The organism is Thiorhodococcus drewsii AZ1 (genome assembly GCF_000224065.1).
Taxonomy (GTDB): domain Bacteria; phylum Pseudomonadota; class Gammaproteobacteria; order Chromatiales; family Chromatiaceae; genus Imhoffiella; species Imhoffiella drewsii.
On the sequence record NZ_AFWT01000022.1, the window covers coordinates 1 to 22,297 of the forward strand.

Below are 22,297 nucleotides of genomic sequence, written 5' to 3' on the forward strand. Positions count from 1 at the left end.
AGAGCGTGTGTGATCGGACTACATCGAAATGTTCTACAACAGCCAGCGCCGCCACTCCTATCTGGGCTATGTCAGCCCAGCAGAGTTCGAGGCAAAGGCGAACGCAGCTTAACAAAGTGTCCGCTGGGACTTGACCACTACAGTCCATCATTGCGAGACCGAAACGTCTCGCCCCATGTCGTGCGCCATTCCACCGCGATGGCGCTCCTGCAATCCGGCGTCGACTTGGCAGTCATCGCCTTGTGGCTCGGCCATAAGGATGTCTCGACCACCCATCAGTATTTGGAGGCCGATCTAGCCAGCGCCGGGATGTCGATCTGCAGCACAACGGTGCCGTGCATTTGCATGGCAAGGGACGCAAGGAGCGTGTCCTGCCGCTCTGGAAACATACCTCGGCAGCGGTACGCGCCTGGATGCGCACCCTGCCAACTGAGCCAACGCAAGCGCTACTCCCAAATCGCTTCGGTCAAGCGATGAGTCGCTCGGGCGTGGAGGAGCGCTTGCAACGCGCTGTCAGTGCGGCTACCTCCGGCTGTCCATCATTGCGAGACCGAAACGTCTCGCCCCATGTCGTGCGCCATTCCACCGCGATGGCGCTCCTGCAATCCGGCGTCGACTTGGCAGTCATCGCCTTGTGGCTCGGCCATAAGGATGTCTCGACCACCCATCAGTATTTGGAGGCCGATCTAGCCATGAAGGAACGGGCATTGGCCACATTGCAGCCGCCCGAGACGAAGGCACCGCGTTACTCGCCAAAAGCCGATGTTCTCGCCTTCCTCGACAGCTTGTGATTAGGCGCAGTCCCGGCTATGCCGCGTGGACGAGCGCTTCCTGATAGGCAACGCTAATTCGGCGTTGATGCCGGACTGCGAGACGTTTGACTGAACAACTGCGCATAATCCGGAGGTGCGCATAATTGCGTTTATGCCCTGCTGGGCATAAACGCAAGAACTGGCTGTTCGCTGGTAGTCCCAAGGGCGCCGAGACTAGCGCCTTGCTCTACAGCCTGATCGAGACGGCCAAGGCCAACGCCCTCGAGCCCTGGGCCTACCTCAACCATCTCTTCGAATACCTACCTTCGGCCAAGACCCCAGAGGCCATCGCGGCACTGTTGCCGCACAATCTGACAATGGACGATATCAAGCCGGTTGGGTCAATCCTGTAGTTCTCCGGACGCTTACTATCCGTGTCCCCAGAGACCTCAGCTGGCGAATGCGATTGCGCACCCGCGCCACTGCTTCCAGTACACATGCGGATGCTTCGCCGCAGCCAGTGGTCCAGCTCGGGGATCGGCCGGTAATAGTCCGAGATGCCGAAGTAGCCCATCCAACCACGGACGAGCGAGTTCCGGGGACAGTTTACTTAACCCCAAAAACCCCATCAGAAAACTCGAAGAACAGAACTGAGCGGGGATCGGACAGTGCGACCTGGCAACGCCGCACTTGTCGTATTCCCCCTATTGCTCTCAACCGACAATGACCTCGCTGATCTGGATCACTGGGCTCAGGTCGGTGTAGTTGGGGATGTCGGCCATAATCTCCTCGGCATGCGGGCCGAATCCGGCTTGGAAGGACTCGACGGAGTCGCAGAAGATGTGGCACATGCCGACGTAGGTCGCGGGTGTGTCCGGGGCGCCGCCGCCCAATCCTCGATCGATCGTATAGGATCTGCAGTGTTCGCCCATGCGCGCTTTCACCAAGGGTAGGTGCGTGTCGCGGTAGTAGTCGTGGTCGAAGCGTGCCCCTGGTGTGTTGGGATACATGACACTGACCTTGATCATTGGCGATCTCCTCGTCGTGTTCTTGTTGGATGTCGTGCTTGGTCCGGAGAGAGGACGCCATGTGCATGAGCAGGTAACGGGCCAATGCGGTTTCTGTCGGTCGAGAGCCGTTTCGGCAAGGCTTGAACGTGACCGCTGTTGCAGCCTTGACCCGCCGCTGTTCCATGTGTGCCGTTACGCGGGTCACTCCACGAGGCGTCGTTTTCTCCGTGTTCGGTTTTCGGCGGGAACGGCTGCTGTTGCGAGACGGATCGTCCGCGCTGGATGTGGTTAGATCTTGAAGTTTCCGACCAAGTCTCTGAGATCGCCGCCCAGTTGGCTCACCTCGTGTGCCGTATCGGCCGAGCTCTTCGCCGCGCGCTCGGAGTGATCGGCGGTGTCTGAGATGTGCGTGACGTTGCGGTTGATCTCCTCCGCGACCGCTCCCTGTTCCTCGGCGGCGGTTGCGATCTGAGTATTCATGGCCGTGATGGTGCCGACCGCCTCTGAGATGGCGCGCAGACTGTCGCCGGCCCGTTCGGCGACCTCGACCGCCTGCTTGGTCTGGTCGGCGCTGCGGGTCATCATCTCGACCGTGTCCGAGGTGCCGGACTGCAGCCGCTGAGTCATGTCCTGGATCTCCAGGGTGGATTGCTGCGTGCGGCTCGCAAGCGTACGCACCTCGTCGGCGACGACGGCGAATCCGCGACCCTGTTCGCCGGCGCGGGCGGCCTCGATCGCCGCGTTCAGTGCGAGCAGATTGGTCTGCTCGGCGATGCCGCGAATCACGTCCAGCACCGAGCCGATGTGCGCGCTCTCTGTCGAGAGCGTCCGAGCCATGTCGGCCGCATCGTCCGAGAGCCGGGCCAGCTCGCCGATGCAGGAGATGGTGCCGTCTACGGTCGAGATGCCCTCTTGGACCTTGGTTTCTGCGGATTCCGCCGCCTGAGCCGCCTCCGACGCATTGCGCGCCACATCTTGAACCGTTGCGGTCATCTGATTGATGGCGACCGCGATCTGATCGGTTCCCTGCCGCTGTTTCTGTGCCGCCGTATTCGCCTGATCGGCGTTGTCCCGCATCTGTTCCGCCGCGACTGTCAGACGTTTCGTGACCGTATCGACGCTTTGGATGATGCGATGGATCTTGACGACGAAATGGTTGAATCCGGATGACAGTTTGCCGACCTCGTCCGCGCTCTTTTCATCAAGGCGCCGGGTCAGGTCACCATCGCCGTCGGCGATTTCGAGCAGCGCGGACGATGTGTTGGCCAGGGGGCGGGTGATGCGACTGGAGAGCCAGATGCTCCCCGCTAGGGCGAGCACGATCAGCAGTGCGGCCAACGACGTCGTTTTGATGAGGCGTGCGGTGATCGACTGATCAACTTGTTTCTTGATTTGCGCGAGCGTTGCGTCGATGTCGTCGATATAGAAACCCGTGCCGACGATCCACTGCCATTTATCCAAGGGGGCGACGTAACTCAGCTTATCCACCAGGTTGTGCGTCGAGGGCTTGTCCCATTTGTACATATAGGTTCCACCGCCCGCTTGGCCCTGTTCGATCATCGATCGAATCAACGGTTTTCCGTCCTTGTCGCGCAGATCGATGAGGTTTTTCCCCTCAAGCTCCGGTTTGGGGCCGAGCACCTGGTTGGTGCCGTCATAGCTGTAGGCGAAGATATAACCGTCGGCGCCGAAGCTGAGTTGGCGCAGGATCGTCTTGGCGCGCTCCTGCGCCGCCCTGTCCTCCGGTCCGGCCGCATCGTAGATCTTCTTGATAGCACTGATGGCCAGTTCGACGTAGCTCTTCAGTTGCGCCGCCTTTTCGGCCATCAGCAGGGCTCGGGTGTTCTCGATCCGTTCCACCCCCGCTTGACGCTCGCTGCTGATCGTCTGGGTCAGCAAGAGGCCGACGACGAGGAGGATGGGTGTGATTGCAACCAGCAGGATTTTGGATCTGATCGAGAGCGTTTTTGTTTTCATCATCCTTTCTTCGTCCTCTTCACGTCGATCGTGAACCTAGATGCGGAACGGTCATCTGGATCGAGACCAGTCCGAAAGCAGTGTTTTTTAAGCGTGCCGGGAGGAAGTGGGGCCGGATTGATCGTTATTGTTCTGCAGCCCTGTGCCCGCTCGACAGGTCTGTGTACACAAGCAAAAGATAGACCAGATTACGGTGGCTGACATGCGTACATTCGTCGTTCGATATATGGCCTCCATGGCCATGCTGACATGGGCGTCTCTGCCGATGGCGGCTGATTGGCGGGGGCAATTGTCAGATGGGACTCAGATCGAGGTGGATTCGCAAACCCACCGTGCCTGGCAGTTGGATCATGGTCAGCGGCGTCCGCTATGGGATGGAGTGCATCGGCTCGCCGACGGCTCGGTGGTGATCGTCCGGGAGGGAAGGGCGGTTCCCCAGGCTGGGATGTTGGATGCCTGGAGTCGAGCTGAGACGCCCAAGACGGGGTCGCGCTTGGCCGATTGCGAGCGTCTGCTAGATCATGCGTGCGGTAAGGACGGGCGTTGCGTTCGGGCCGAGCCTTGCCGTGCGGCGCGTCAGTTGGGGGCGATGGCCGACGAGGCAGAGACGGCCGAAGCGGCGGACGAGCTTGCTGCTCAATGCCGGGAGGCGCTAGGGAGCGATTTCTTCACGCCTTGCGACTGATGGCGAGGTTGGCGCGTGTCCGGGGTGGTGCCGTCAGGGGATGACCAGTGTCATTCCGGGGGCTAAGTGGTCTGGGTCTTCGAGGAGATGGCGGTTGGCTTCGAAGAGGGTGTGCCACTGGTTGCCGCTGCCATAGAGGCGGCTGCTGATCTGGGCGAGGGTGTCGTTCGACCGCACCCGGTAGACGCCTTGGGCCGAAAGGGTGTTGGCTAGTATGAATTGTCTTCGCTGAAGCGCGTCCTCGGCCGCGCGGATGCGATCGCTGGCGGCCGGGTCCGGTGGTGAACTGGGAGTCTGTTGCGCTTCTTGCAGCAGGGCGAATGCCTCGGCGGCCGATTCGCGCGCGGCCTCGGGCGTGAGGGTGCCGCCCTGTGAGGTGGGGAGCTGGCTCTGGATCTCGGCCAAGCGGGATTCGAGTTCGGCGTGCGCCTCGGTCGTTGTGTGTAGCTCCTCGTCGAATCTGGCGATCCGGTCCTCGTGCTCGGCGAGCTTGTCCTTGAGTTTGTCGCGCTCCGATTGCAGGTCGAGCGTGTCCATGTGCAGCCGGGCGATTTCGGCGTCCTTTTCCTCGACCTGGCGTTCCAATGCGATCATTTCGGCTTGGAGCCGCTGCGTCTCTTCCCTCTGGCGCTCGACTTGCTGCGATTTTTCGGCCAGTCGGCGCTCGGCCTCCATACGGGCCTGGTCGGCACCCTTGCGCGCGGTGGCGGATTCGCGCAGCTTGCCTTCCATGCCTTGGACGCGCTGCTTGAGCTCTTCGAGTTGATGCTGGAAATGATCGAGCTGTTCCAGGTTCCCAGGCGGCGTCTCGTTCGCCGCCTGGGACGTGGGCTCGGCCGTGAAGACCAGGGCCGGAGCCGTCAGAACGAGGATCCCGGCGATCATGAGCGCCAGAGTCGGAGTGGCAAGGCGTGGGGTCGGTTGCATCCGGCGTTCTCCTGATCGTGGCGCGTTCGAGGATCCTCTGTTACCTGGGCAATGCCTCAACCGATCGACGGCAGACCGGAGAGCGCCATGGCCACCTCGTTCTCGGCGTAGTCGAGATCCTTCAGCTTGCCGCCCAGATAGTCCGTATAGGCCTGCATGTCGAAGTTTCCGTGACCGCTCAGATTGAAGAGGATGGTCTTGGATTCGCCCGACTCGCGGCACTTCTCGGCCTCGTGGATCGCCGCGCGTACCGCGTGGGTGGCCTCGGGCGCGGGGACGATACCCTCTGATTGGGCGAACTGGATGCCGGCCGCGAAGCATTCGAGCTGGTTGTAGGAGCGCGGGGCGATATAGCCGAGCTTGGCCAGATGGCTGATCTGCGGCGCCATGCCGTGATAGCGCAGACCGCCGGCGTGGAAGCCCGGTGGGACGAAGGTCGAGCCCAGTGTATGCATCTTGCACAGCGGGGTGAGGTGGGCGGTGTCGCCGAAGTCGTAGGCGAAGAGCCCCTTGGTGAGCGTCGGGCAGGCGGTGGGTTCGACAGCGATGCATTCCACCGCGCGGCCGCCACGCAGCTGAGTGCCGAGGAAGGGGAAGGCGATGCCGGCGAAGTTGCTGCCGCCGCCAGTGCAGCCGATGATCATATCTGGATAGGCGTCGGCCATCTCCAGTTGTTTCTGGGCCTCCAGTCCGATGACGGTCTGGTGCAGCAGGACGTGGTTGAGCACGCTGCCGAGGGCATATTTGGTGTCGTCGCGCTGGACGGCCAGTTCGACCGCCTCGCTGATGGCGATGCCTAGGCTGCCGGTGCTGTCCGGATGCTCGGCGAGCACGGCGCGGCCCGATTCGGTGGTGTTGCTGGGGCTGGCGATGCACTGGGCGCCGAAGGTCTCCATGAAGGCGCGGCGGTACGGCTTATGGTTGTAGCTGACCTTGACCATGTAGACCAGGATTTCGAGGCCGAACATGGATCCGGCCATGGCCAGGGACGAGCCCCACTGACCGGCGCCGGTCTCGGTGGTGATGCGCTTGACGCCTTCCGCCTTGTTGTAGAAGGCCTGGGCGATGGCGGTGTTGGCCTTGTGGCTTCCCGGTGGGCTGACGCCCTCGTACTTGTAGAAGATCTTGGCCGGGGTATTGAGCGCCTGTTCGAGACGTCGGGCGCGGTAGAGCGGGGAGGGGCGCCACTGGCAGAGAATTTCGCGGACCGGCTCTGGGATCTCGATCTCGCGTTCGGTGCTGACTTCCTGCTCGATGACGGCACGGGGGAAGATGACACCGAGTTCTTCCGGGGTGATCGGCTGCTTGGTGCCCGGATGCAGAACCGGGTCCATGGGCACGGGCAGATCGGCGTTGATGTTGTACCAGAAGCGGGGAATCTGTTGCTCGTCGAGCTGATATTTGACTGGGTCGCTCATTCTGACGTATTCGCCTCAGTGATGGATGGGCTGCCGGCGGTAGATGAAACACGTTCTTGGGCGCGTTTCCAGGGGGCACTTGTCTGTACCATCGCGTACGACCTTCAGTCGCCGCCTTCTTTCTCGGATCACCGCTGGTCTTGCGTTATCGCGCGGCAAGTGTGCCAGTTTTGTTGCTGGCCTTGAATCCCATCCAGGCCGAAACTTGCGCCAGGCCAGTTTTATTCATTCATTCGTCCGATTTGCCCTGCTCGACCCGGTGCAGTGCTTCGCTGCGATCCGCTTCCAGGTTGGCGTCGAGGAAGGACGGATCCATCGGCAGGCCGACCGACCAGTCGTTGGTGAGGTCGATGGCGACCTGGCCTCGGGTCAGCTCGAAGTCGAGCAGGTGTCCTGCATGCTGCCGGTCGTCCGAGAGGAAATGGAGATGGAAACCGGGTACGTTGACGCCCTTGGTGAAGGCCGGACACCAGAAGCCGATGAGTGTGCCTCGGATCTCTTTCTGCTCGAAAAAGGTCTGCGACTTGGACGCCTCCAAGAGCGGAGGGTAGGGTTTATATTGGCGCGGGACGCTGCGATAGCGGACCTGGGCGAATTGGCCATCGACCCGGATCGCATAGGCGATGTTGCGACTCGGCAGTGCGGCCTCCAGCCAGGACTTGAAGTCGGCATAGTTCTGGTCGCTCGGCGGTGTGAGCGCGAGGTCCTGATCGAAATGGGTGACGGCCATGAAGGGCGTGCCCGTTTCGGGCGGCATCTGACGTACCACGCCGTCCGAGCGGGCCTGGTAGATCCTGCCCTCGAAGAGGATGGCCTCGCCGTCGAGCGCCTCGAAGGTCCCCAGTCCGAAGTCGCCGTGACGCATGAGGTCGCCGACCTGTGCGACCGGTTCGTAGACGCCGGCGAGCAGTGCGTCGATGGTTGAGACCTGATAGAGGGTGTCGTCACCCGCCTGCGCCTGGATACAGATGCCGAAGCCGAGCACCATGGCCGAAAGCCTGGTCGAGATCTTCATCGGTCGGTCCTCTCGGAGGGTGCGCTCGAGCGATCACCCTCGTGGTGCGTGTGTCAGGATGTGGAATCTATGCCGGCATTCGTTGTCAGACGCCGGGCTTGTTCGGCATGAGATCGGATCTTTATGATTCTGCCGCTCGGTCTCTATTCGGCTGGTGGTTGACGGCGTGTGCATCCCGATCGTTTCCGATGGCCGAACTCAATGCATTCTAACCACCAACGAGGCTCATGGATCCTGTTATCCCACAATCCGCTAAAACGCTCGACGAGACGCTCGATTTCGAGTCGACCTGCCGCGCGGTCGTGCGCGCTGGTACCCTCATGGCCTCGGCCGGAACCGGTGCCTACCGTGTGAAAGAAGAAATGAACCGGGTGGGAGTCGCGCTCGGTTTGGAGGCCGTCCATGCCGAGGTGACGCTCAACACGGTGATGGCGACCTGCGTGCTTGGATCCAGGACGCATACGCTGGTGGGGACCATCCCGGCGGTCAGCGTCAACGCGGGGCGTATCGTCGAGATGGAGGCGCTGGCGCTCGGTACCGCGCAGGGGACCCGTCTCGACGACTTCGAGCGTCGGCTCGATGCCATCGCCAACCATGCGACCCGCTACGGACCTGTGCTGACGGCCATGGCCGCGATGCTCGCCTGTGGGGCCTTCTGCTTTCTCAATCACGGCGGTTGGCTGGAGTGTCTGGGCGTTGCGATTGGCGCCGGGGCGGGGCAGTGGTTGCGCGCGACGCTCGCCCGCCGTCGTCTCAATCAGCTTGGGGTCACCCTGATGGCGGGCATCGTCGCCTGTCTGCTCTATCTCGTGGTCACAGGGGTCTTGATGACGCTCGGGGTGCCCAGCTCGCGTCACGCTGCGGGTTATACATCCGCCGTGCTCTTTCTGATTCCGGGCTTTCCGCTCATCACTGCCGCGCTCGACCTGGCCCGACTCGATTTCAGCGCCGGGATCGCGCGGTTGACCTATGCCATCCTGATCGTCAGCGTGGCCTCCATCAGCGCCTGGCTGGTCGCCGAACTGGTGCATCTGGTCCCCTTGCAGGCGCCGGAGCTGGATCTGTCGGATCCGACGCTGGTGACATTACGGATGGCGGCGAGCTTCTGCGGCGTCTTGGGATTTGCCATCATGTTCAACACCCCGCTGCACATCGCCTTGGCGGCCGCCGCGATCGGGATGCTGGCCAATACGCTGCGACTCTATTGGGTCGACCTCCATTGGCCGCTGCAACTGGCCGCTCCGGCGGCGAGTCTGCTGGTCGGGCTGTTGGCCGCCTGGATCTCGCCGCGCATGCACTGTCCGAGGATCGTGCTGTCGGTACCGCCGGTGCTCATCATGATTCCGGGCGCGATCGCCTATCAGGCGCTGGTCTATGCCAATCAGGGGATGTCGCAGGAGGCGATCGACAACGCCTACCAGGCCATGTTCATCGTCGCCGGAATCGTCATCGGACTGGCGCTCGCCCGCATGCTGACGGACCGCGCCTGGAGCTTCGAGGGCCGGATTCCCGGCAAGCCGGATCGGTAAGCGCCTCTCCTCTTGTTGGAAGCAAGGCGTGTGTTTTCTTCATGTTGGGTGCGACTGAACGGGAGACACTGAATTGATCGAAGGCGAATGTTTTTGCGGCGCGGTGCAATACCGTATCGATGGCGAACTCATGCATGCGCGATCCTGTCACTGCTCGCGCTGCCGGAAGGCCTTTAGCGGGGCGGGTTCGGCCTATGCCGAATTGGCCGATCCAGGGTCCTTCTCTTGGGTGCGTGGTGCCGAGAATCTGCAAGCGTATGCGTCTCAGCCCGACTGGGGGCTGATGTTCTGCAAGACCTGCGGCACGACGCTGTGCGGAACGCACAAGGGTCAGGTGCATGGGGTCACGCTGGGAACCCTGAATGGTGATCCCGGCATTCAGATCGAGGCGCATATCTTCGTGGGATCAAAGGCGCCGTGGGATCACATCGGCGGTTCAGCGCCGCAATTCGATACGTGGCAGACGTGATGCTCGGAAAATGCCTGCTCTGCCGCTCGAAACCCGCTGCGCGGGAACTGGCGGCATGAGCGAGGATTTTCGGCACTCCCTCCGGCTTTGTGATTAAATCCCGCGCCTATGTATCATCCCCTCCCACTCTATATCGGCCTGCGCTACACGCGAGCGAAGCGTCGTAACCATTTCATCTCTTTCATCTCCGGGACCTCGATGGTCGGGATCACGCTGGGCATCGTCGCCCTGATCGTGGTGCTGTCCGTCATGAACGGATTTCACAAGGAGATCCAGCAACGCATCCTCAGCATGGCCTCGCATGCCACCCTGACCGATCCCTATGGGGGCATGGCCAACTGGCGCGAGATCCTGGAGAAGGTGCGCGCCCATCGCGACGTGGTCGGTGCCGCGCCCTTCGTCGAGGTGCAGGGCATGCTGGTCAACGGCTCCCAGGTCAGCGGCGCCCTGATCCGGGGCATCCTGCCGACCGACGAGGATCAGGTCTCCGATCTGCGCCGCGAGATGACCCGGGGTTCGGTCGACGATCTGGTGGACGGCGAGTTCCGCATCATTCTGGGTCGCGATCTGGCGGCCTTTCTCGGGGTGGGTCCGGGGGACAAGGTCACCGTGGTAACGCCGCAGGTCAGCGCGACCCCGGTCGGTATCATGCCGCGTCTCAAGCGTTTCACCGTCAGCGGTATCTTCGCAGTCGGTATGGCCGACTACGACCGCAACGCGGCCTTCATTCAGCTCTCGGACGGAGCCAAGCTGCTGAACCTCGGCGATGCCGTGTCCGGGGTGCGGCTCAAGTTGACCGATATGTGGGAGGCGCCGCGTATGGCACGCGAGATCGCCTACGATCTCGGCGGCGTCTATCGCCTGGTCGACTGGACCCAGATGCACAGCAACTTCTTCAGCGCACTGGCGATGGAGAAACGCATGATGGGGATCATCCTCTTCCTCATCGTCGCGGTGGCAGCCTTCAACATCGTCTCGACCCTGGTGATGGTGGTGACCGACAAGCAGTCCGACATCGCGGTGATGCGCACGCTCGGCATCTCGCCTGGACGCATCATGGCCATCTTCATGGTCCAGGGCACGGCGATCGGCTTGATCGGAACCCTGATCGGCATGGTCGCCGGCGTGATACTGGCCCTGAACGTGGAGCCGGTGGTGGGAGCCATCGAGAGCCTGTTCGGTGTCCATTTCCTCGATCCAAGCATCTATTACATCAGCGAGCTTCCCTCCGACGTGCACCTCTCCGATGTCCTGTCGATCGGTGCCGGCGCCTTCTTGATGTCGGTTCTGGCGACCCTCTATCCGGCCTGGCGCGCCGCCAGGACCCAGCCGGCGGAGGCGTTGCGTTATGAGTGAGTCGACATTGGTTCTGGAAGCCAAGGGTCTGGTCAAGACCTTCCACCAGGGACCTCAGGTGGTCGAGGTGCTGCAGGGCGTCGATTTCACCGTAAGCGCCGGTGAGCGTATCGCCATCCTCGGGGCCTCGGGGTCGGGCAAGAGCACCCTGCTGCATTGCATCGGCGGATTGGATCGCCCGAGTGCAGGCAGTCTGCGATGGCTCGGCCAGGACGTGAGCAAGCTGTCCGAATCGCAGATCGGTCGGTTGCGCAACCGCCATCTGGGGTTCGTCTATCAGTTTCACCATCTGCTGCCCGAATTCACCGCGCTGGAGAACGTGGCCATGCCGTTCCTGATCGGCGGGGCCAAGCCGACGGAGGCGAGGGAGACGGCCGAGGATCTGCTGCGGCGGGTCGGTCTCGGTCATCGCGGCGCCCATAAGCCGGGCGAACTCTCGGGCGGCGAGCGCCAGCGCGCGGCGGTTGCCCGCGCACTGGTGACGCATCCGGCCTGTCTGTTGGCGGACGAGCCCACAGGCAACCTGGACCGCAATACCTCGGCCGGCGTCTACGAGCTGATGCTGGAACTCAATCGCGAGATCGGCACCAGTCTGGTGCTCGTCACCCACGACCTGGAGTTGGCCGGGCGGATGGATCAGGTCTGGTTCTTGGAGGACGGACGGCTGGTGCGCGATTCGACCATCGAGCGATAGCGCGCCTTCCGAGCCTGGATCTGGCGCATCAGCTTCCAGCGCCAGAGGATCTGGATGCTCAGGTATCCCAGCAGACCGCAGACGGCGCCGCAGATGATGCTGCCGAGCAGCACGGGGGCGGTGACCGCCAACCAGTTGTGCCAGTCCAGCCAGAAGTGGACGTTGAATCCCTCCGCCTGCATACCGAGTATCCAGCAGCCGACCACGTAGGCGACATAGAACATGGGCGGGATGGTCACTGGATTGGAGATCCAGACCAGCGCCATGGAGATGGGTAGGTTCACGCGCAGATAGATGGCGAGCGCGGCCACGATGAAGGTGTGGCCGAACGGTGGCAGGTACATGACGAACATGCCGATCCCGAAGGCGCCGGCGACCGAATGACGGTTCAGATGCCAGAGGTTGGGATCGTGCAGTAGCTTACCGAAGATGCCAAGATATCGATTCTCATGGATCGATTTTGGGGTCGGCATGACCCGTTTCAGCCATTTCTTCACTCAGCAAGTCCGCTTGGTCTTCATCTCGGCAGGATGGCGCGAGTATAGGGTAGCCGCGCCCGGATCCGTCGATCGATCTCTGTGTCCGAAGACCGTCCGTCGGGCAAGAAACGCGCTGATGCGACCTATGTCCGCTCAGATGGCGGCTAGGCGCCGATGAGCGGCCTTTGGCCGCTGGCCTTCGCCGTTGGGATCCTGATCGTCTATTTCGCGCCTGGATTACCGCCGACGTGGGCCGTTGCGGCGCCGATCCTACTCGGGCTTTCCCTTGCGTGCAAAATTCCTCGATGGCGTCCTGTCGCGGCCCTCGCGCTCGGACTCTTCTGGGCGCAGATTCATGTCGTTCAGTCGCTGCATCACCCCTTCCCGGAAGCGCTGGCGCTGAGTCGTGCGCCGGTGCTCGTCGAGGGCCGTATCGCCTCGATTCCGGTCGTGAGAAACGGCACGGTGCGCTTCCTGTTCGAGGTGGAGCAATGCTCGAGGGACGGCACGTCCCTGGCGTTCGCGGGCCGGGTTCGTCTTACCTGGTACCGTGACGCCCCTGCGCTTTGGGCCGGCGAACGCTGGCGTCTTCCCGTTCGGCTCAAGCCGCCCCACGGCTACGCCAATCCTGGCGGCTTCGATTTCGAGCGTTGGCTGTTCGGGCAGGGGGTCAAGGCGACCGGCTATGTGCGTGCTGGCGCGGAGCGTCTGGACGATGGAGCGGGGCATTTCAGGCTCGCGCGCTGGCGCCAGGGACTGTCCGAGCATCTGGCTCGGGTGCTGGACGGGGCACGCGCGACTGGGCTGGTTCAGGCCCTTGTCGTCGGCGATCGCTCCGGCTTGGAGCGGAGCGACTGGGAGGCGTTGACCAGGACCGGAACCAATCATCTGGTCGCCATCTCCGGACTTCACGTCGGTTTGGTCGCCGGTGGCCTGCTGTTGGTCGGACGCTGGCTCTGGTCTCGCAGTGCCCGGCTGACGCTGCTCATGGCCGCGCCGCGCGCCGCTGTGGTTGGCGCCATGCTGGCGGCCGTCGGTTATGCGGCGTTGGCCGGATTCGCCGTCTCGACCCAGCGTGCACTCATCATGCTTGCGGTGCTGCTCGGGGCGCTCTATTGGGGACGCACCACGCGGCCATTCCACGCCCTGAGCCTGGCCTTGCTGGGTGTGCTTCTTTGGGATCCGGCGGCGGTGCTCTCCCACGGGTTCTGGCTCTCCTTCGGTGCCGTCGGTCTGCTGCTCCACGCCCTCGGGCAGCGACTCCCACGGCAATCGCGCGCCGGCGTCTGGTGGCGGGCGCAATGGGCGGTTGGCATCGGATTGGCGCCTCTGCTCTTTCTGTTCTTCGACCGCGCCTCGCTGATCGCACCACTGGTCAATCTGGTTGCGGTGCCGCTCTTCGGGCTCCTGTTGCCGTTGGTGCTGATCGCCAGCCTTGCGAGCCTGATTCCGGGCGCGACCCTACCGCTCACACTGATCGCCGAGCTGTTGGGTCGCTGTCTCGACGCCCTGATCTGGCTCGGGGGGCGCGACTGGGCCGCGCTCGATCTGTCCGCACGTCCGTTCTGGGTCTGGGTGGTCGCGGGGGTGGCCGTGCTGCTCCTATTGGCACCGCGTGGTCTGCCTGGACGCTGGCTGGGCGTTCTGCTGCTGTTGCCCGCCGCCCTGGTGCATCCGCCCGTTCCACCTCCGGGTGCGCTCTGGTTCTATCTGCTGGATGTGGGGCAGGGGTTGGCGATCGTGGTCGTGACGCACGACGGGACACTGATCTACGACACGGGGCCGAGCTATCCGGGCGGGTTCGACAGCGGTCGGCAGATCATTCTGCCCTTCCTGCACAGCCAAGGGATCGTGCGTATCGATCGGCTGGTGGTCAGTCATGCCGACCGCGACCATTCGGGCGGTGCATCCGCTCTGGCGGACGCCATGCCGATCGGTCGGATTCAGAGTGGCGAGCCGGATCAGCTCGACCTGGCTGGGGCGAGGCGCTGTCGTGTCGGCGATGGCTGGGAATGGTCGGGTGTGTCGTTCCGCTTCCTGTACCCGGACGATCGCGCGACCCGCGACAACGACGCCTCCTGCGTGCTCAAGATCACCGCTGGCGATCGTTCGATCCTCCTGACCGGTGATGCCAGCAAGGCGGTCGAGCAGGAGTTGATCGAGCGTTTTGGGAATGGATTGCGCGCCGATATCCTGGTTGCGGGCCACCACGGCAGCGCGACCTCCAGCTCGGAGGCGTTTCTGCGGACGGTTGCGCCGGAGTGGATTTTGTTCTCCTCGGGATATCTCAACCGGTTCGGTTTTCCATCGAGCGAGGTCTGTGCTCGGGTGGATGCGCTGGGGATCGCGAGCTTGAATACGGCGACGTCGGGTGCGATCGAGCTGCGGCTGGATGCGGGCGGACGGATCGAGGGCCCCTGGGGATGGCGGTCGCGGGCCGGCAGAATCTGGACCCATCGACCCGGAGTGGATGGTCTTGAGGAAGAGTCTCAGTGCGGCAGGTCGGCCGCTCCTTGAATCAGGTGGTAGCCGTGCTGTCTGCGGCGTCTGTCGATCGCCTTGAGCTGTTCGAGCCCGGCCTCGTAGGAGGGCACGCCTGTCTTGCGCATCTGGCTCTGGCGCGAATGCAATACTCCCCAACAGGCGACAAGGGTCCAGTCACCGAAGAGGTCTTCTATCAGATGAGCTTGATAGTAGCGGTCTTTTTCGGGCTGTATCCAGCGATACATGGGTCCCATTCTCCTGACGTCGCGAAGGGGCGGGCGCCCTCTAGCTGATTGCCGGTTCTGTTCGCGGCTCTCGGATGAATCGATCGGATGCTTGGCCGGCACTCTCAAGGTCGACCCATGGGTCGGCTTTCAGGCCGAGATTATCAGCAAAGTCAAACGCTTGCCATGAATCAAGGTCGATCGGGGCCGGGTATTGTACGGGAACTCGTCCCTCGGATGGAAATGCGGGTGGACATGCAGTCGCAATGAAGCCGCGTTGGAGGTGCGATGCATCTGGCCATGAGACGCGTCTCTGTCCGAGCGAGCACGAGGGAATCCGTGCGCGAGGTTGGTTCAACCTGTCGGTCCCTTATTTCCCCTTGGGCGTCTGATGGCCACCCCCTCGGCCTTGGCCATGCTGGAGAATCACGGGGTCGATCCCTTGTCGCTCCTTCAGCGTCACGTCAGGGTGACTGGCGATCTCACGGCTGAGGGCATTGCGAGATCGCCCTACCGCTCACCGATCGATGCCGAGATCGCGGCCTTCGTGGCCCGATTGGATGCCGACTTGCGGGGGAGTATTTCGAGGAACGAGCAGCCATCACCGAATTCGATGGCGGTCTGACTCGCTCCGAAGCCGAGCGTCAGGCATATGAGCTGCCCCGGGAGCTGCTACAGCGTCGACATCCCCGAGATGACGCCGTCGATCCTTGGGCCTGATGGTCCGTCGACCGTGCGAGCCCGACCGGAAATCGATCGGAACGGGTCCGTACGGTCGTCTTCGGCCAGACGGCCCTGACGTCGATGCGCTTGAAGGGCGCGACAGGGAGGTGGTCATTTTTTTATCAGAAGACTGGAGGTTGACGGACTGGAGGTACGTTAGCTTGCCTGATGTAATGATTGCCACGCGCTGAGTAACAGTCTACTTAGCAGACTGGTTAACGCAATTTTTCTCTTTAACTCATTGCCTTACATGTTATTTAACACTCTTCTGCGAGCTTGTTCTCCCTACCCTCACTACTCTAAGTAGAAGTACAGAATGCATAACCCTTTAGAGGCGATCAGAAAAGGGTTATCCTGTCGTTCTACGTGCCCCATCTAGAGAAAGGGAGCCTCTGTGCACGATCAATCTTTTGGTTACTCCAGCCTCCTTCGTTGCCTTCGACGATCGGATTTCTATACCCATCGAGATCTTCACATCGATGACCGCAAACGCCTATATATAGAAAATGGCGTGAACATCCTTCGCGATGAATGGCCTCGCAACCCTTTAATTAAAAGACATACCTGTAAAAAGGATTTTTATTTCGTAGACAACCTTCCGTCCATTCTAATACTCCGAAAGATCCAAAAAAATCTACAGCATGCTTACAAGCCCACCACTCTTAATCGAAATTCTGTCGTCAATGTATTATCAAGACTACTTCAAGAAGGAACGCCCTATCGAGTATACAGAACGGACATCCGCTCCTTTTTCGAAAGCGTAGACACCGTCCCACTGCTAGAGTCAATTAACAAAAAAAGCGGGCTAAGCCCCCTTACAAAAGAGGCATTACAGCATTTTTTCAGGCATTACAAAGCAGCTGGAGGAGTCGGGCTTCCAAGAGGATTAAGTCTAAGCTCTGTGCTCTCTGAAATCGCACTGCATGATTTCGATAACACAATAAAGAGAAATATTCATTCGCAATATTATGCCCGATATGTCGATGACATTCTTGTTATTACAGATGCTCGCGAAGCGGAAAAAGAATTTTACGAATTTATCGCAAACGCTCTTCCTGAATCTTTAGAATTAAATTACAAAAAAACCTCCGTCATCACATTAAAAAAATCCATAAAAGAATCTGGCACACATGAATTAGAATATCTTGGCTATCGCTTAATTGTCCCCCCTCTAAAAGGAAGTAGCAATACAAAAGATAAAAGTTTTCGCCAAGTCGAAATAGAAATCGCTGATAAAAAAATAAACAAAATAAAAACAAAAATAGTCAGATCTTTTCTAAGCTTCGCTCAAAACAGAGACTTCATACTACTACATGACAGATTAAAATATCTCACTAAAAATTTTTCAGTTTACGATTACAAAACCGGAACTAAAAATCTTTCTGGCATCTTCCACAACTACCCCAACCTCAGCCATAACAACCAGAGCATTGAACTTTTAGACAAATTCCTAAAAATTGCCATTATTTCACAAAAGGGAAGGTCTTTTTCTCGAACCAACGGCCTATTAACAAAACGTCAGCAGCGATTGCTTCTTACTTTAAGTTTTAGAAAGGGTTTCTCCGAAAAAGATTTCATCCACTTTAGTGGAAAACGGATTATTCAGATACAAGAGTGTTGGAAAAATGCGTAAATCTAAAGGCACTCGATGTCGCGTTAGAAAAAAGGACTATGATCGCGTGGTTCTTACAGAAACACTGCCATTCGACACTCCGATCATATTTTCCAATGACGGCTTCTATGAGAACCTCAAAAGATCAACAACTCGAATATCAAATGATATTCTCGATATGATCCAAAGCTCAAAAAAACCAACTATACCTTTTCACTACAAAATCCGAAGGAACTCCACTGAATACAGAAGACTTTCCATAATACATCCTTCAGCACAATACAGGATTAGAAATATTTACCAAGAATACGACGAAGTGATTTTACATTATTCAAGAATCAGCCCGGCATCGATACGCGCCCCGCATCGCAAGACTAGTGTCTTCTATCTAAAGAATCACCTCAATGATATTTACAAGTTTAAGTCTGGCATTGTCAGCACCACAGAGATGGAGAAATTCGCAAGGCATGCCCCTTCTTTCTTTTCATATAGAGGTTTCAACCGGCTATATGAGTTTTTTGAATCTCCTGATTATTTTCGGCTCGAAAAAAAATACTCGATATTTTGGAGTCTAGACGTAAGCAAGTGCTTTGATAGCATCTACACACATTCATTATCCTGGGCGATAAAAGGAAAAAATTTCACAAAAGAACATAAGGCTGTAAGTACGACATTCGCTCAAGCGTTCGACTCAGCCATGCAAAATGCAAATCATCAAGAGACAAATGGGATAATCATTGGCCCTGAGGCAAGCCGAATATTCGCAGAGTTAATATTTCAAGCAATAGACCGTAAGGTAATACAGACTCTCGAAGATCGCTGCAAGTATCAGTTCGATGAACAATATTGTTTTCGACGCTACGTCGACGATGTATATATTTTTGCAATTACAGAAATAATTGCAGCCGAAGTTTATAATTGCTATGCAAATGAGCTTCTTGCGTTCAACCTGCACACCAATTCTAATAAACTCGTAAAGATTACCCGACCTTTTTTCACAAAAAAGTCGATGATCATACAAGAAACACGTCGAGATCTCGCTAATTTTTTAGATAAATTTCTAGGTCATAGAAAAAATGATAATGCCATTTTTCCAAAAAAAATATATTCCACTTGGAAGCTTACAAGAAGTTTTATTGATGCAATTAAGAGCAACTGTAAAAAGCGTGATGTAGATTACCATGAAGTCAGCTCTTATATTGTATCTACCGCATCAAAAAGAATTGAAGTCTTAGTTAAGATAGCCCCAGAACCGGGACTTGAAAACGAAGAAAAATACGCCGATGCCATTGTTGTTTTATTAGACATATTGTTTTTCTTTTATAGCGTTGCTCCTACAGTCACAGGTTCTTACAAAATATCCCGATCAATCGTTTTAGTCTCTCGATTTTCAAAAAAATGCCTACCTATCTACCAAGATAGAATCCTGCAGCTAATTTATGATTTAGCTGAAAATTATTTCGAATCTAAAAATGACACTAGAGTAATTATTTCCGATGAATTATCTCTGGAATACATAAATGTCTCGTTAGCATTAGCAGAACTTGGGGATAAATACTCACTTCCTGATGATACCGTGAAAAAGATATTCAACATAAACAACGAAATGTCTTATTTTCACTGGATTTCCGCCCTCTTCTACGTTAGAAATGCCCGCAGATATAGTGAAATCATGGGCTTACTTGAACAGTCGGCATACCGTTTTTTAGATCGCATCCAGCAAATAGAAACGGACGCTGAAATTTGCCTAGTGTTTATGGATCTCGTCAGCTGCCCCTATTTATCTAATACAATCAAGAAGAAAGCCATCTCCGAATATTGCAAGGCGCGACAGATCTCTCCTCCCACTAAAGCCGAAAAGGAAACATTTATTAATACCACAACAAAATGGTTTGTTGACTGGAAAAATCTCGATTTACTTCAAGCGCTTGAGAAGAAAGAGTTGAAACGAATGTACTAGCGAGGTATCTTTTACGATGAGAGTCGCGCTTTGCCTCCTCCACAGGAGTTGTAACTTCTGTCTTTCTACGGACAACGACTTTTGGATCCCGAAGAGAAAATTGCGTATCCGTATTGAGCGGGCTTAGTGCTCGCACACACTCAGGGGGCGGCACGACTCTCACCTTTACCCTAAGAGTCGCCCTATAACGCCGTCTAGAGCATCTCAGGAACTGGCTCTATCTGGAAAGAACCGTACGCAGCTCCACCCAGAATAAGACCGGAAACAAAAAAAAGGGCTTAGCCTCTCGGCTAAGCCCTTTTTTTGTATGGCTGGGGAACTAGGATTCGAACCTAGATTGACGGAGTCAGAGTCCGCCAGGCTTCAGACGTTCCCTGATGGCCACATCCTGCACGGGGTGTGGGCCGAGCGCATGCGGCTTGCGGCTAACCCCCGACATTTCGCCAAGCCGGCCCGGCCCAGATCGCCTCCAGCATCTTCTAAGGGGACAGTGTGGCAGCCGGTTTGGGCTCAATTGGCGGAAAAGGTGACGAGGACGCAGGTCAGGAGGGCCAGGGTCTCGGTGATTTCGACCAATGCGCCGGCGGTGTCTCCGGTGAATCCGGCGATGCGCTCCAGCATGCTGCGTCGGGCGAGTACGAAGGTCGTCACGGCCACGATCAGCAGAATCAGGCCGACCCAGCCAGTTGCGAGCAGGCAGACCAGGGCGCTGGTCAGGGTTGCGAACCAGGCGGTTCGCCGCTGCAGATGGCGGGATTGATCGCCCGCCATGCCGTGCTCTCGGGCATAGGGCGTGGTGAGCAGCAGCAGTGACAGTTGGGTGCGCCCGAGCAGGGGCATGAACAGCAGCAGCCAAGGCTGTCCGTCGGTCATCAGGGCCTGGATGCCGGCCCATTTGGCGATCAGGACCAGGACGATGGCGCTCACCGCCGCCGGACCGCAGCGTGGGTCCTTCATGATGGCGAGGGTGCGCTCGCGGCTGCCGAGTCCGCCGACCCAGGCATCGGCGCTGTCACCCAGTCCGTCGAGATGGATGCCGCCGCTCGACCAGACCCAGAGGATGAGAACGAGTGCCGCCGCGACTCCCGGTTCGGTCTGAGCCAGCCCGATGCCGGCCGCCGCCACCAGGACGCCGAGTATCAGACCCACGACTGGGTACCAGGGGACTGAATGGCCGGTATCGGTCGCTGATGCCTCGCCGGGATCGGGGAAGGGCAGGCGGGTCAGCAGACGACCCGCGATCCACAAGGGGCGCAGGCTCATGCCTGTCCCCGATGGAATACCAGGCTGGGGCGTCCTGGTGCCTCCAGAATGCGCAGCCGGGTGAAACAGGCGTAGGGCACCTCGACCAGCAGGATGGCCTCATCCGGCATCTGTAGCGTTTCGGCGACCAGCATGCGGATCACGCCGCCGTGGGTCACGGTAAGGGGTGTTCTCCATAGCGGGCGAGGATGTCGTGGTGGGCCTGGCGAACCCGATCGCGAAACTCGGCGAAGGGCTCGCCGTCGGGTGGTGTATAGCCGACCGGATCGTCCCAGAAACGCGAGAGTTCGTCCGGTGGGATCTGATAGGCGGCCAGCCCTTCCCAGGCGCCGAATCCGCGCTCGGCGATTGCCGGTTCCTGGCTGAAAGGCAGGCCGAGCTGTTCGGCCAGCTGCCGCGCGAAGTCGGCGCAGCGACAGGAGGGCGAGCTGATGATCTCTGTCCAGTCGCAGGCGGACTCGGTGGCGAGCCGCATCTGCTCCCAGCCACGCTCGCTTAGCGGGTCGTCTTGATCACCACGGAATCGAGCGCCACCCTGGACTTCGCCGTGGCGCAACAGATCTAGGAGGCGCTCGTTCATTCGCCTAGACCTCAGTTACGCCGGCTTCTGAAAAAGTCGCCATCCTCTGATGGACGACACAGGCGAGCCGTAGCAGCGGCACCAGTGCCTCGCCGCCGGTGGCCTCGCCCAGGCGCATTCCGAGATCCAGATAGGGATCCGCGTCGAGCGCCTCCATCATGAGCCGGTGACCCGGCTCGGCCGAGGTGTGCGAGAAGATCATCCAGTTGCGCACCTCGGGCTGCAGACGGACGGCGGCGAGCGCGGCCGCGCTCATGATGAAGCCGTCGACCAGGATCGGCAGACCGCGCTGGGCTGCGGTGATGTAGGCGCCGGTGGTGGCGACGATGTCGAAGCCGCCGAGACGGGCGAGCAGGTCCAGTGTGGAGCGCCCGGGTTCCAGATGTAGCGCCAGCGCGGACTCGATGGCTTGGCGCTTACGGTCGATCCCTTCGGCGTTGAGTCCGGTTCCGGGTCCGACCATGTCGACGACCGGCTTGTCCAGCAGTGCGCAGGCGACGGCGGTGGCGGGCGTGGTGTTGCCGATGCCCATCTCGCCGCAGATCAGCAGTCTGGCCCCGTTGCTCAGGGCGCGCTCCACACCGGAACGCCCCGCGTTCATGGCGGCCACCAGCTGTTCCTCGCTCATGGCCGGTTCGCGGGCGATGTTGCCGGTTCCGAAACCGAGCCGCTCGGAGCGGACGTTTTCAACTGGACCGGGATCGGTCAGGATCCCCAGGTCGATGATCTCCATCCGTGCGCCGATCGCCTCCGCCATCACCGAGACGGCGGCGCCGCCGTGCGCGATGTTGCGCATCATCTGGATGGTCACCTCTTGCGGGTAGAGCGACACCCCCTCGGCGGCGACGCCGTGATCGGACATGAACTGGAGAATGTGGACCGGGTCCGGCGAGGGTGCCGAGGCGCCCTGCATGCCGGCGAGCTTGATGGCCATCTCTTCGAGCCGGCCGAGCGATCCGCGAGGCTTGGTCAGCTGATCTTGGCGCCGGCGCGCTGAATCGGCTGCCATGCTGTCGATCGGGAGGATGGGGTCGTTGATCCAGAGCAATCCTTCCATCAGCGGGTCACCTCCGTTGAGTGGGTGCCGTTCGTGCCGCTCGGGCAAACCCGCGTGAGCGTGTCCATGGGCATCAGTGGTGT

At 59.3% G+C, this 22,297-nt stretch carries 23 protein-coding genes, 1 tRNA gene and 1 pseudogene; 12 read left to right on the forward strand and 13 right to left on the reverse strand.

What is annotated here, in order from left to right; translation table 11 throughout:
* Nucleotides 1–22 precede the first annotated feature (22 nt).
* The 3 genes and pseudogenes from THIDRDRAFT_RS26405 to THIDRDRAFT_RS14945 all read left to right on the forward strand — a co-directional run.
* Entirely contained in the window at nt 23–112 is a 90-nt protein-coding gene (locus THIDRDRAFT_RS26405; RefSeq protein WP_483754786.1) for a hypothetical protein, read from the forward strand.
* Nucleotides 113–317: 205 nt separating this feature from the next.
* Nucleotides 318–791 (forward strand): tyrosine-type recombinase/integrase, encoded by a 474-nt coding sequence (locus THIDRDRAFT_RS14940; RefSeq protein WP_083827498.1) that lies wholly within the window; start codon nt 318–320, stop codon nt 789–791.
* Nucleotides 792–943: 152 nt separating this feature from the next.
* A pseudogene (locus THIDRDRAFT_RS14945) lies at nt 944–1,120 on the forward strand (transposase domain-containing protein); the annotation flags it as partial.
* Here THIDRDRAFT_RS14945 and THIDRDRAFT_RS27340 read toward each other — a convergent pair.
* From THIDRDRAFT_RS27340 to THIDRDRAFT_RS14955, 3 genes are all read right to left on the reverse strand, one after another.
* Nucleotides 1,048–1,326, reverse strand: coding sequence for a hypothetical protein (locus tag THIDRDRAFT_RS27340; RefSeq protein ID WP_425358446.1), 279 nt, complete (start codon nt 1,324–1,326; stop codon nt 1,048–1,050). The pseudogene THIDRDRAFT_RS14945 and the gene THIDRDRAFT_RS27340 overlap by 73 nt on opposite strands.
* 139 nt (nt 1,327–1,465) lie before the next feature.
* A complete protein-coding gene (locus THIDRDRAFT_RS14950) occupies nt 1,466–1,780 on the reverse strand; it encodes an EthD family reductase (RefSeq protein WP_007041707.1) in 315 nt (104 codons plus the stop codon).
* A 270-nt stretch (nt 1,781–2,050) separates the two neighbouring features.
* Nucleotides 2,051–3,742, reverse strand: coding sequence for a methyl-accepting chemotaxis protein (locus THIDRDRAFT_RS14955; protein WP_007041708.1), 1,692 nt, complete (start codon nt 3,740–3,742; stop codon nt 2,051–2,053).
* A gap of 232 nt (nt 3,743–3,974) precedes the next feature.
* Here THIDRDRAFT_RS14955 and THIDRDRAFT_RS14960 point away from each other — a divergent pair, with 232 nt between their 5' ends.
* Nucleotides 3,975–4,424: a hypothetical protein gene (locus THIDRDRAFT_RS14960; RefSeq protein WP_139058752.1), complete on the forward strand. Its 450-nt coding sequence runs from the start codon at nt 3,975–3,977 to the stop codon at nt 4,422–4,424.
* A gap of 33 nt (nt 4,425–4,457) precedes the next feature.
* Here the strand turns inward: THIDRDRAFT_RS14960 and THIDRDRAFT_RS14965 are convergent, their stop codons facing one another.
* From THIDRDRAFT_RS14965 to budA, 3 genes are all read right to left on the reverse strand, one after another.
* The gene (locus tag THIDRDRAFT_RS14965) at nt 4,458–5,351 is read right to left on the reverse strand and encodes a LysM peptidoglycan-binding domain-containing protein (RefSeq protein ID WP_007041710.1); all 894 of its coding nucleotides are present in this window, start codon (nt 5,349–5,351) and stop codon (nt 4,458–4,460) included.
* Nucleotides 5,352–5,407: 56 nt separating this feature from the next.
* A complete protein-coding gene (locus tag THIDRDRAFT_RS14970; RefSeq protein WP_007041711.1) occupies nt 5,408–6,769 on the reverse strand; it encodes a TrpB-like pyridoxal phosphate-dependent enzyme in 1,362 nt (453 codons plus the stop codon).
* Nucleotides 6,770–6,998: 229 nt separating this feature from the next.
* Nucleotides 6,999–7,784 (reverse strand): acetolactate decarboxylase, encoded by a 786-nt coding sequence (budA, locus tag THIDRDRAFT_RS14975; protein ID WP_007041712.1) that lies wholly within the window; start codon nt 7,782–7,784, stop codon nt 6,999–7,001.
* Between the two features lie 227 nt (nt 7,785–8,011).
* Between budA and THIDRDRAFT_RS14980 the strand changes: the two genes are divergently transcribed.
* The 4 genes from THIDRDRAFT_RS14980 (at nt 8,012) to lolD (ending at nt 11,832) form a co-directional block, all read left to right on the forward strand.
* Nucleotides 8,012–9,313, forward strand: a complete 1,302-nt coding sequence (locus THIDRDRAFT_RS14980) for a threonine/serine exporter family protein (protein WP_007041713.1) — start codon at nt 8,012–8,014, stop codon at nt 9,311–9,313.
* A 73-nt stretch (nt 9,314–9,386) separates the two neighbouring features.
* Nucleotides 9,387–9,782, forward strand: coding sequence for a GFA family protein (locus tag THIDRDRAFT_RS14985; protein ID WP_007041714.1), 396 nt, complete (start codon nt 9,387–9,389; stop codon nt 9,780–9,782).
* A 108-nt stretch (nt 9,783–9,890) separates the two neighbouring features.
* Complete coding sequence (locus tag THIDRDRAFT_RS14990) at nt 9,891–11,138, forward strand: lipoprotein-releasing ABC transporter permease subunit (protein WP_007041715.1); 1,248 nt, start codon at nt 9,891–9,893, stop codon at nt 11,136–11,138.
* On the forward strand, nt 11,131–11,832 hold the full coding sequence (gene lolD, locus THIDRDRAFT_RS14995; protein ID WP_007041716.1) for a lipoprotein-releasing ABC transporter ATP-binding protein LolD: 702 nt from the start codon (nt 11,131–11,133) through the stop codon (nt 11,830–11,832). Before THIDRDRAFT_RS14990 ends, lolD begins: the two co-directional genes overlap by 8 nt.
* Here the strand turns inward: lolD and THIDRDRAFT_RS15000 are convergent.
* Entirely contained in the window at nt 11,775–12,305 is a 531-nt protein-coding gene (locus tag THIDRDRAFT_RS15000) for a DUF2062 domain-containing protein (protein ID WP_245535857.1), read from the reverse strand. The genes lolD and THIDRDRAFT_RS15000 overlap by 58 nt on opposite strands.
* Before the next feature lie 180 nt (nt 12,306–12,485).
* On the opposite strand from THIDRDRAFT_RS15000, the gene THIDRDRAFT_RS15005 reads away from it, so the two are divergent.
* Entirely contained in the window at nt 12,486–14,828 is a 2,343-nt protein-coding gene (locus THIDRDRAFT_RS15005; protein ID WP_007041718.1) for a DNA internalization-related competence protein ComEC/Rec2, read from the forward strand.
* On the opposite strand, the gene THIDRDRAFT_RS15010 is transcribed toward THIDRDRAFT_RS15005, so the two are convergent.
* Entirely contained in the window at nt 14,801–15,040 is a 240-nt protein-coding gene (locus THIDRDRAFT_RS15010; RefSeq protein WP_007041719.1) for a WGR domain-containing protein, read from the reverse strand. The two genes, THIDRDRAFT_RS15005 and THIDRDRAFT_RS15010, sit on opposite strands and share 28 nt — an antisense overlap.
* A gap of 370 nt (nt 15,041–15,410) precedes the next feature.
* Here THIDRDRAFT_RS15010 and THIDRDRAFT_RS15015 point away from each other — a divergent pair, with 370 nt between their 5' ends.
* The 3 genes from THIDRDRAFT_RS15015 (at nt 15,411) to drt3b (ending at nt 19,314) form a co-directional block, all read left to right on the forward strand.
* Nucleotides 15,411–15,644, forward strand: coding sequence for a hypothetical protein (locus THIDRDRAFT_RS15015; RefSeq protein WP_007041720.1), 234 nt, complete (start codon nt 15,411–15,413; stop codon nt 15,642–15,644).
* A gap of 492 nt (nt 15,645–16,136) precedes the next feature.
* The gene (gene drt3a, locus THIDRDRAFT_RS24720; RefSeq protein ID WP_007041721.1) at nt 16,137–17,375 is read left to right on the forward strand and encodes an antiviral reverse transcriptase Drt3a; all 1,239 of its coding nucleotides are present in this window, start codon (nt 16,137–16,139) and stop codon (nt 17,373–17,375) included.
* The gene (drt3b, locus tag THIDRDRAFT_RS24725; RefSeq protein WP_007041722.1) at nt 17,368–19,314 is read left to right on the forward strand and encodes an antiviral reverse transcriptase Drt3b; all 1,947 of its coding nucleotides are present in this window, start codon (nt 17,368–17,370) and stop codon (nt 19,312–19,314) included. Before drt3a ends, drt3b begins: the two co-directional genes overlap by 8 nt.
* Before the next feature lie 308 nt (nt 19,315–19,622).
* On the opposite strand, the gene THIDRDRAFT_RS26100 is transcribed toward drt3b, so the two are convergent.
* From THIDRDRAFT_RS26100 to cobT, 5 genes are all read right to left on the reverse strand, one after another.
* A tRNA-Gln gene (locus THIDRDRAFT_RS26100) sits at nt 19,623–19,749 on the reverse strand.
* A 75-nt stretch (nt 19,750–19,824) separates the two neighbouring features.
* Nucleotides 19,825–20,577, reverse strand: coding sequence for an adenosylcobinamide-GDP ribazoletransferase (locus tag THIDRDRAFT_RS15025; protein WP_007041723.1), 753 nt, complete (start codon nt 20,575–20,577; stop codon nt 19,825–19,827).
* Nucleotides 20,574–20,735, reverse strand: coding sequence for a histidine phosphatase family protein (locus THIDRDRAFT_RS27500; protein WP_007041724.1), 162 nt, complete (start codon nt 20,733–20,735; stop codon nt 20,574–20,576). The genes THIDRDRAFT_RS15025 and THIDRDRAFT_RS27500 overlap by 4 nt, the downstream gene beginning before the upstream one ends.
* On the reverse strand, nt 20,732–21,157 hold the full coding sequence (locus THIDRDRAFT_RS15030; protein ID WP_007041725.1) for a histidine phosphatase family protein: 426 nt from the start codon (nt 21,155–21,157) through the stop codon (nt 20,732–20,734). The genes THIDRDRAFT_RS27500 and THIDRDRAFT_RS15030 overlap by 4 nt, the downstream gene beginning before the upstream one ends.
* Nucleotides 21,158–21,161: 4 nt before the next feature.
* On the reverse strand, nt 21,162–22,214 hold the full coding sequence (cobT, locus tag THIDRDRAFT_RS15035) for a nicotinate-nucleotide--dimethylbenzimidazole phosphoribosyltransferase (RefSeq protein ID WP_007041726.1): 1,053 nt from the start codon (nt 22,212–22,214) through the stop codon (nt 21,162–21,164).
* Nucleotides 22,215–22,297: the final 83 nt, after the last annotated feature.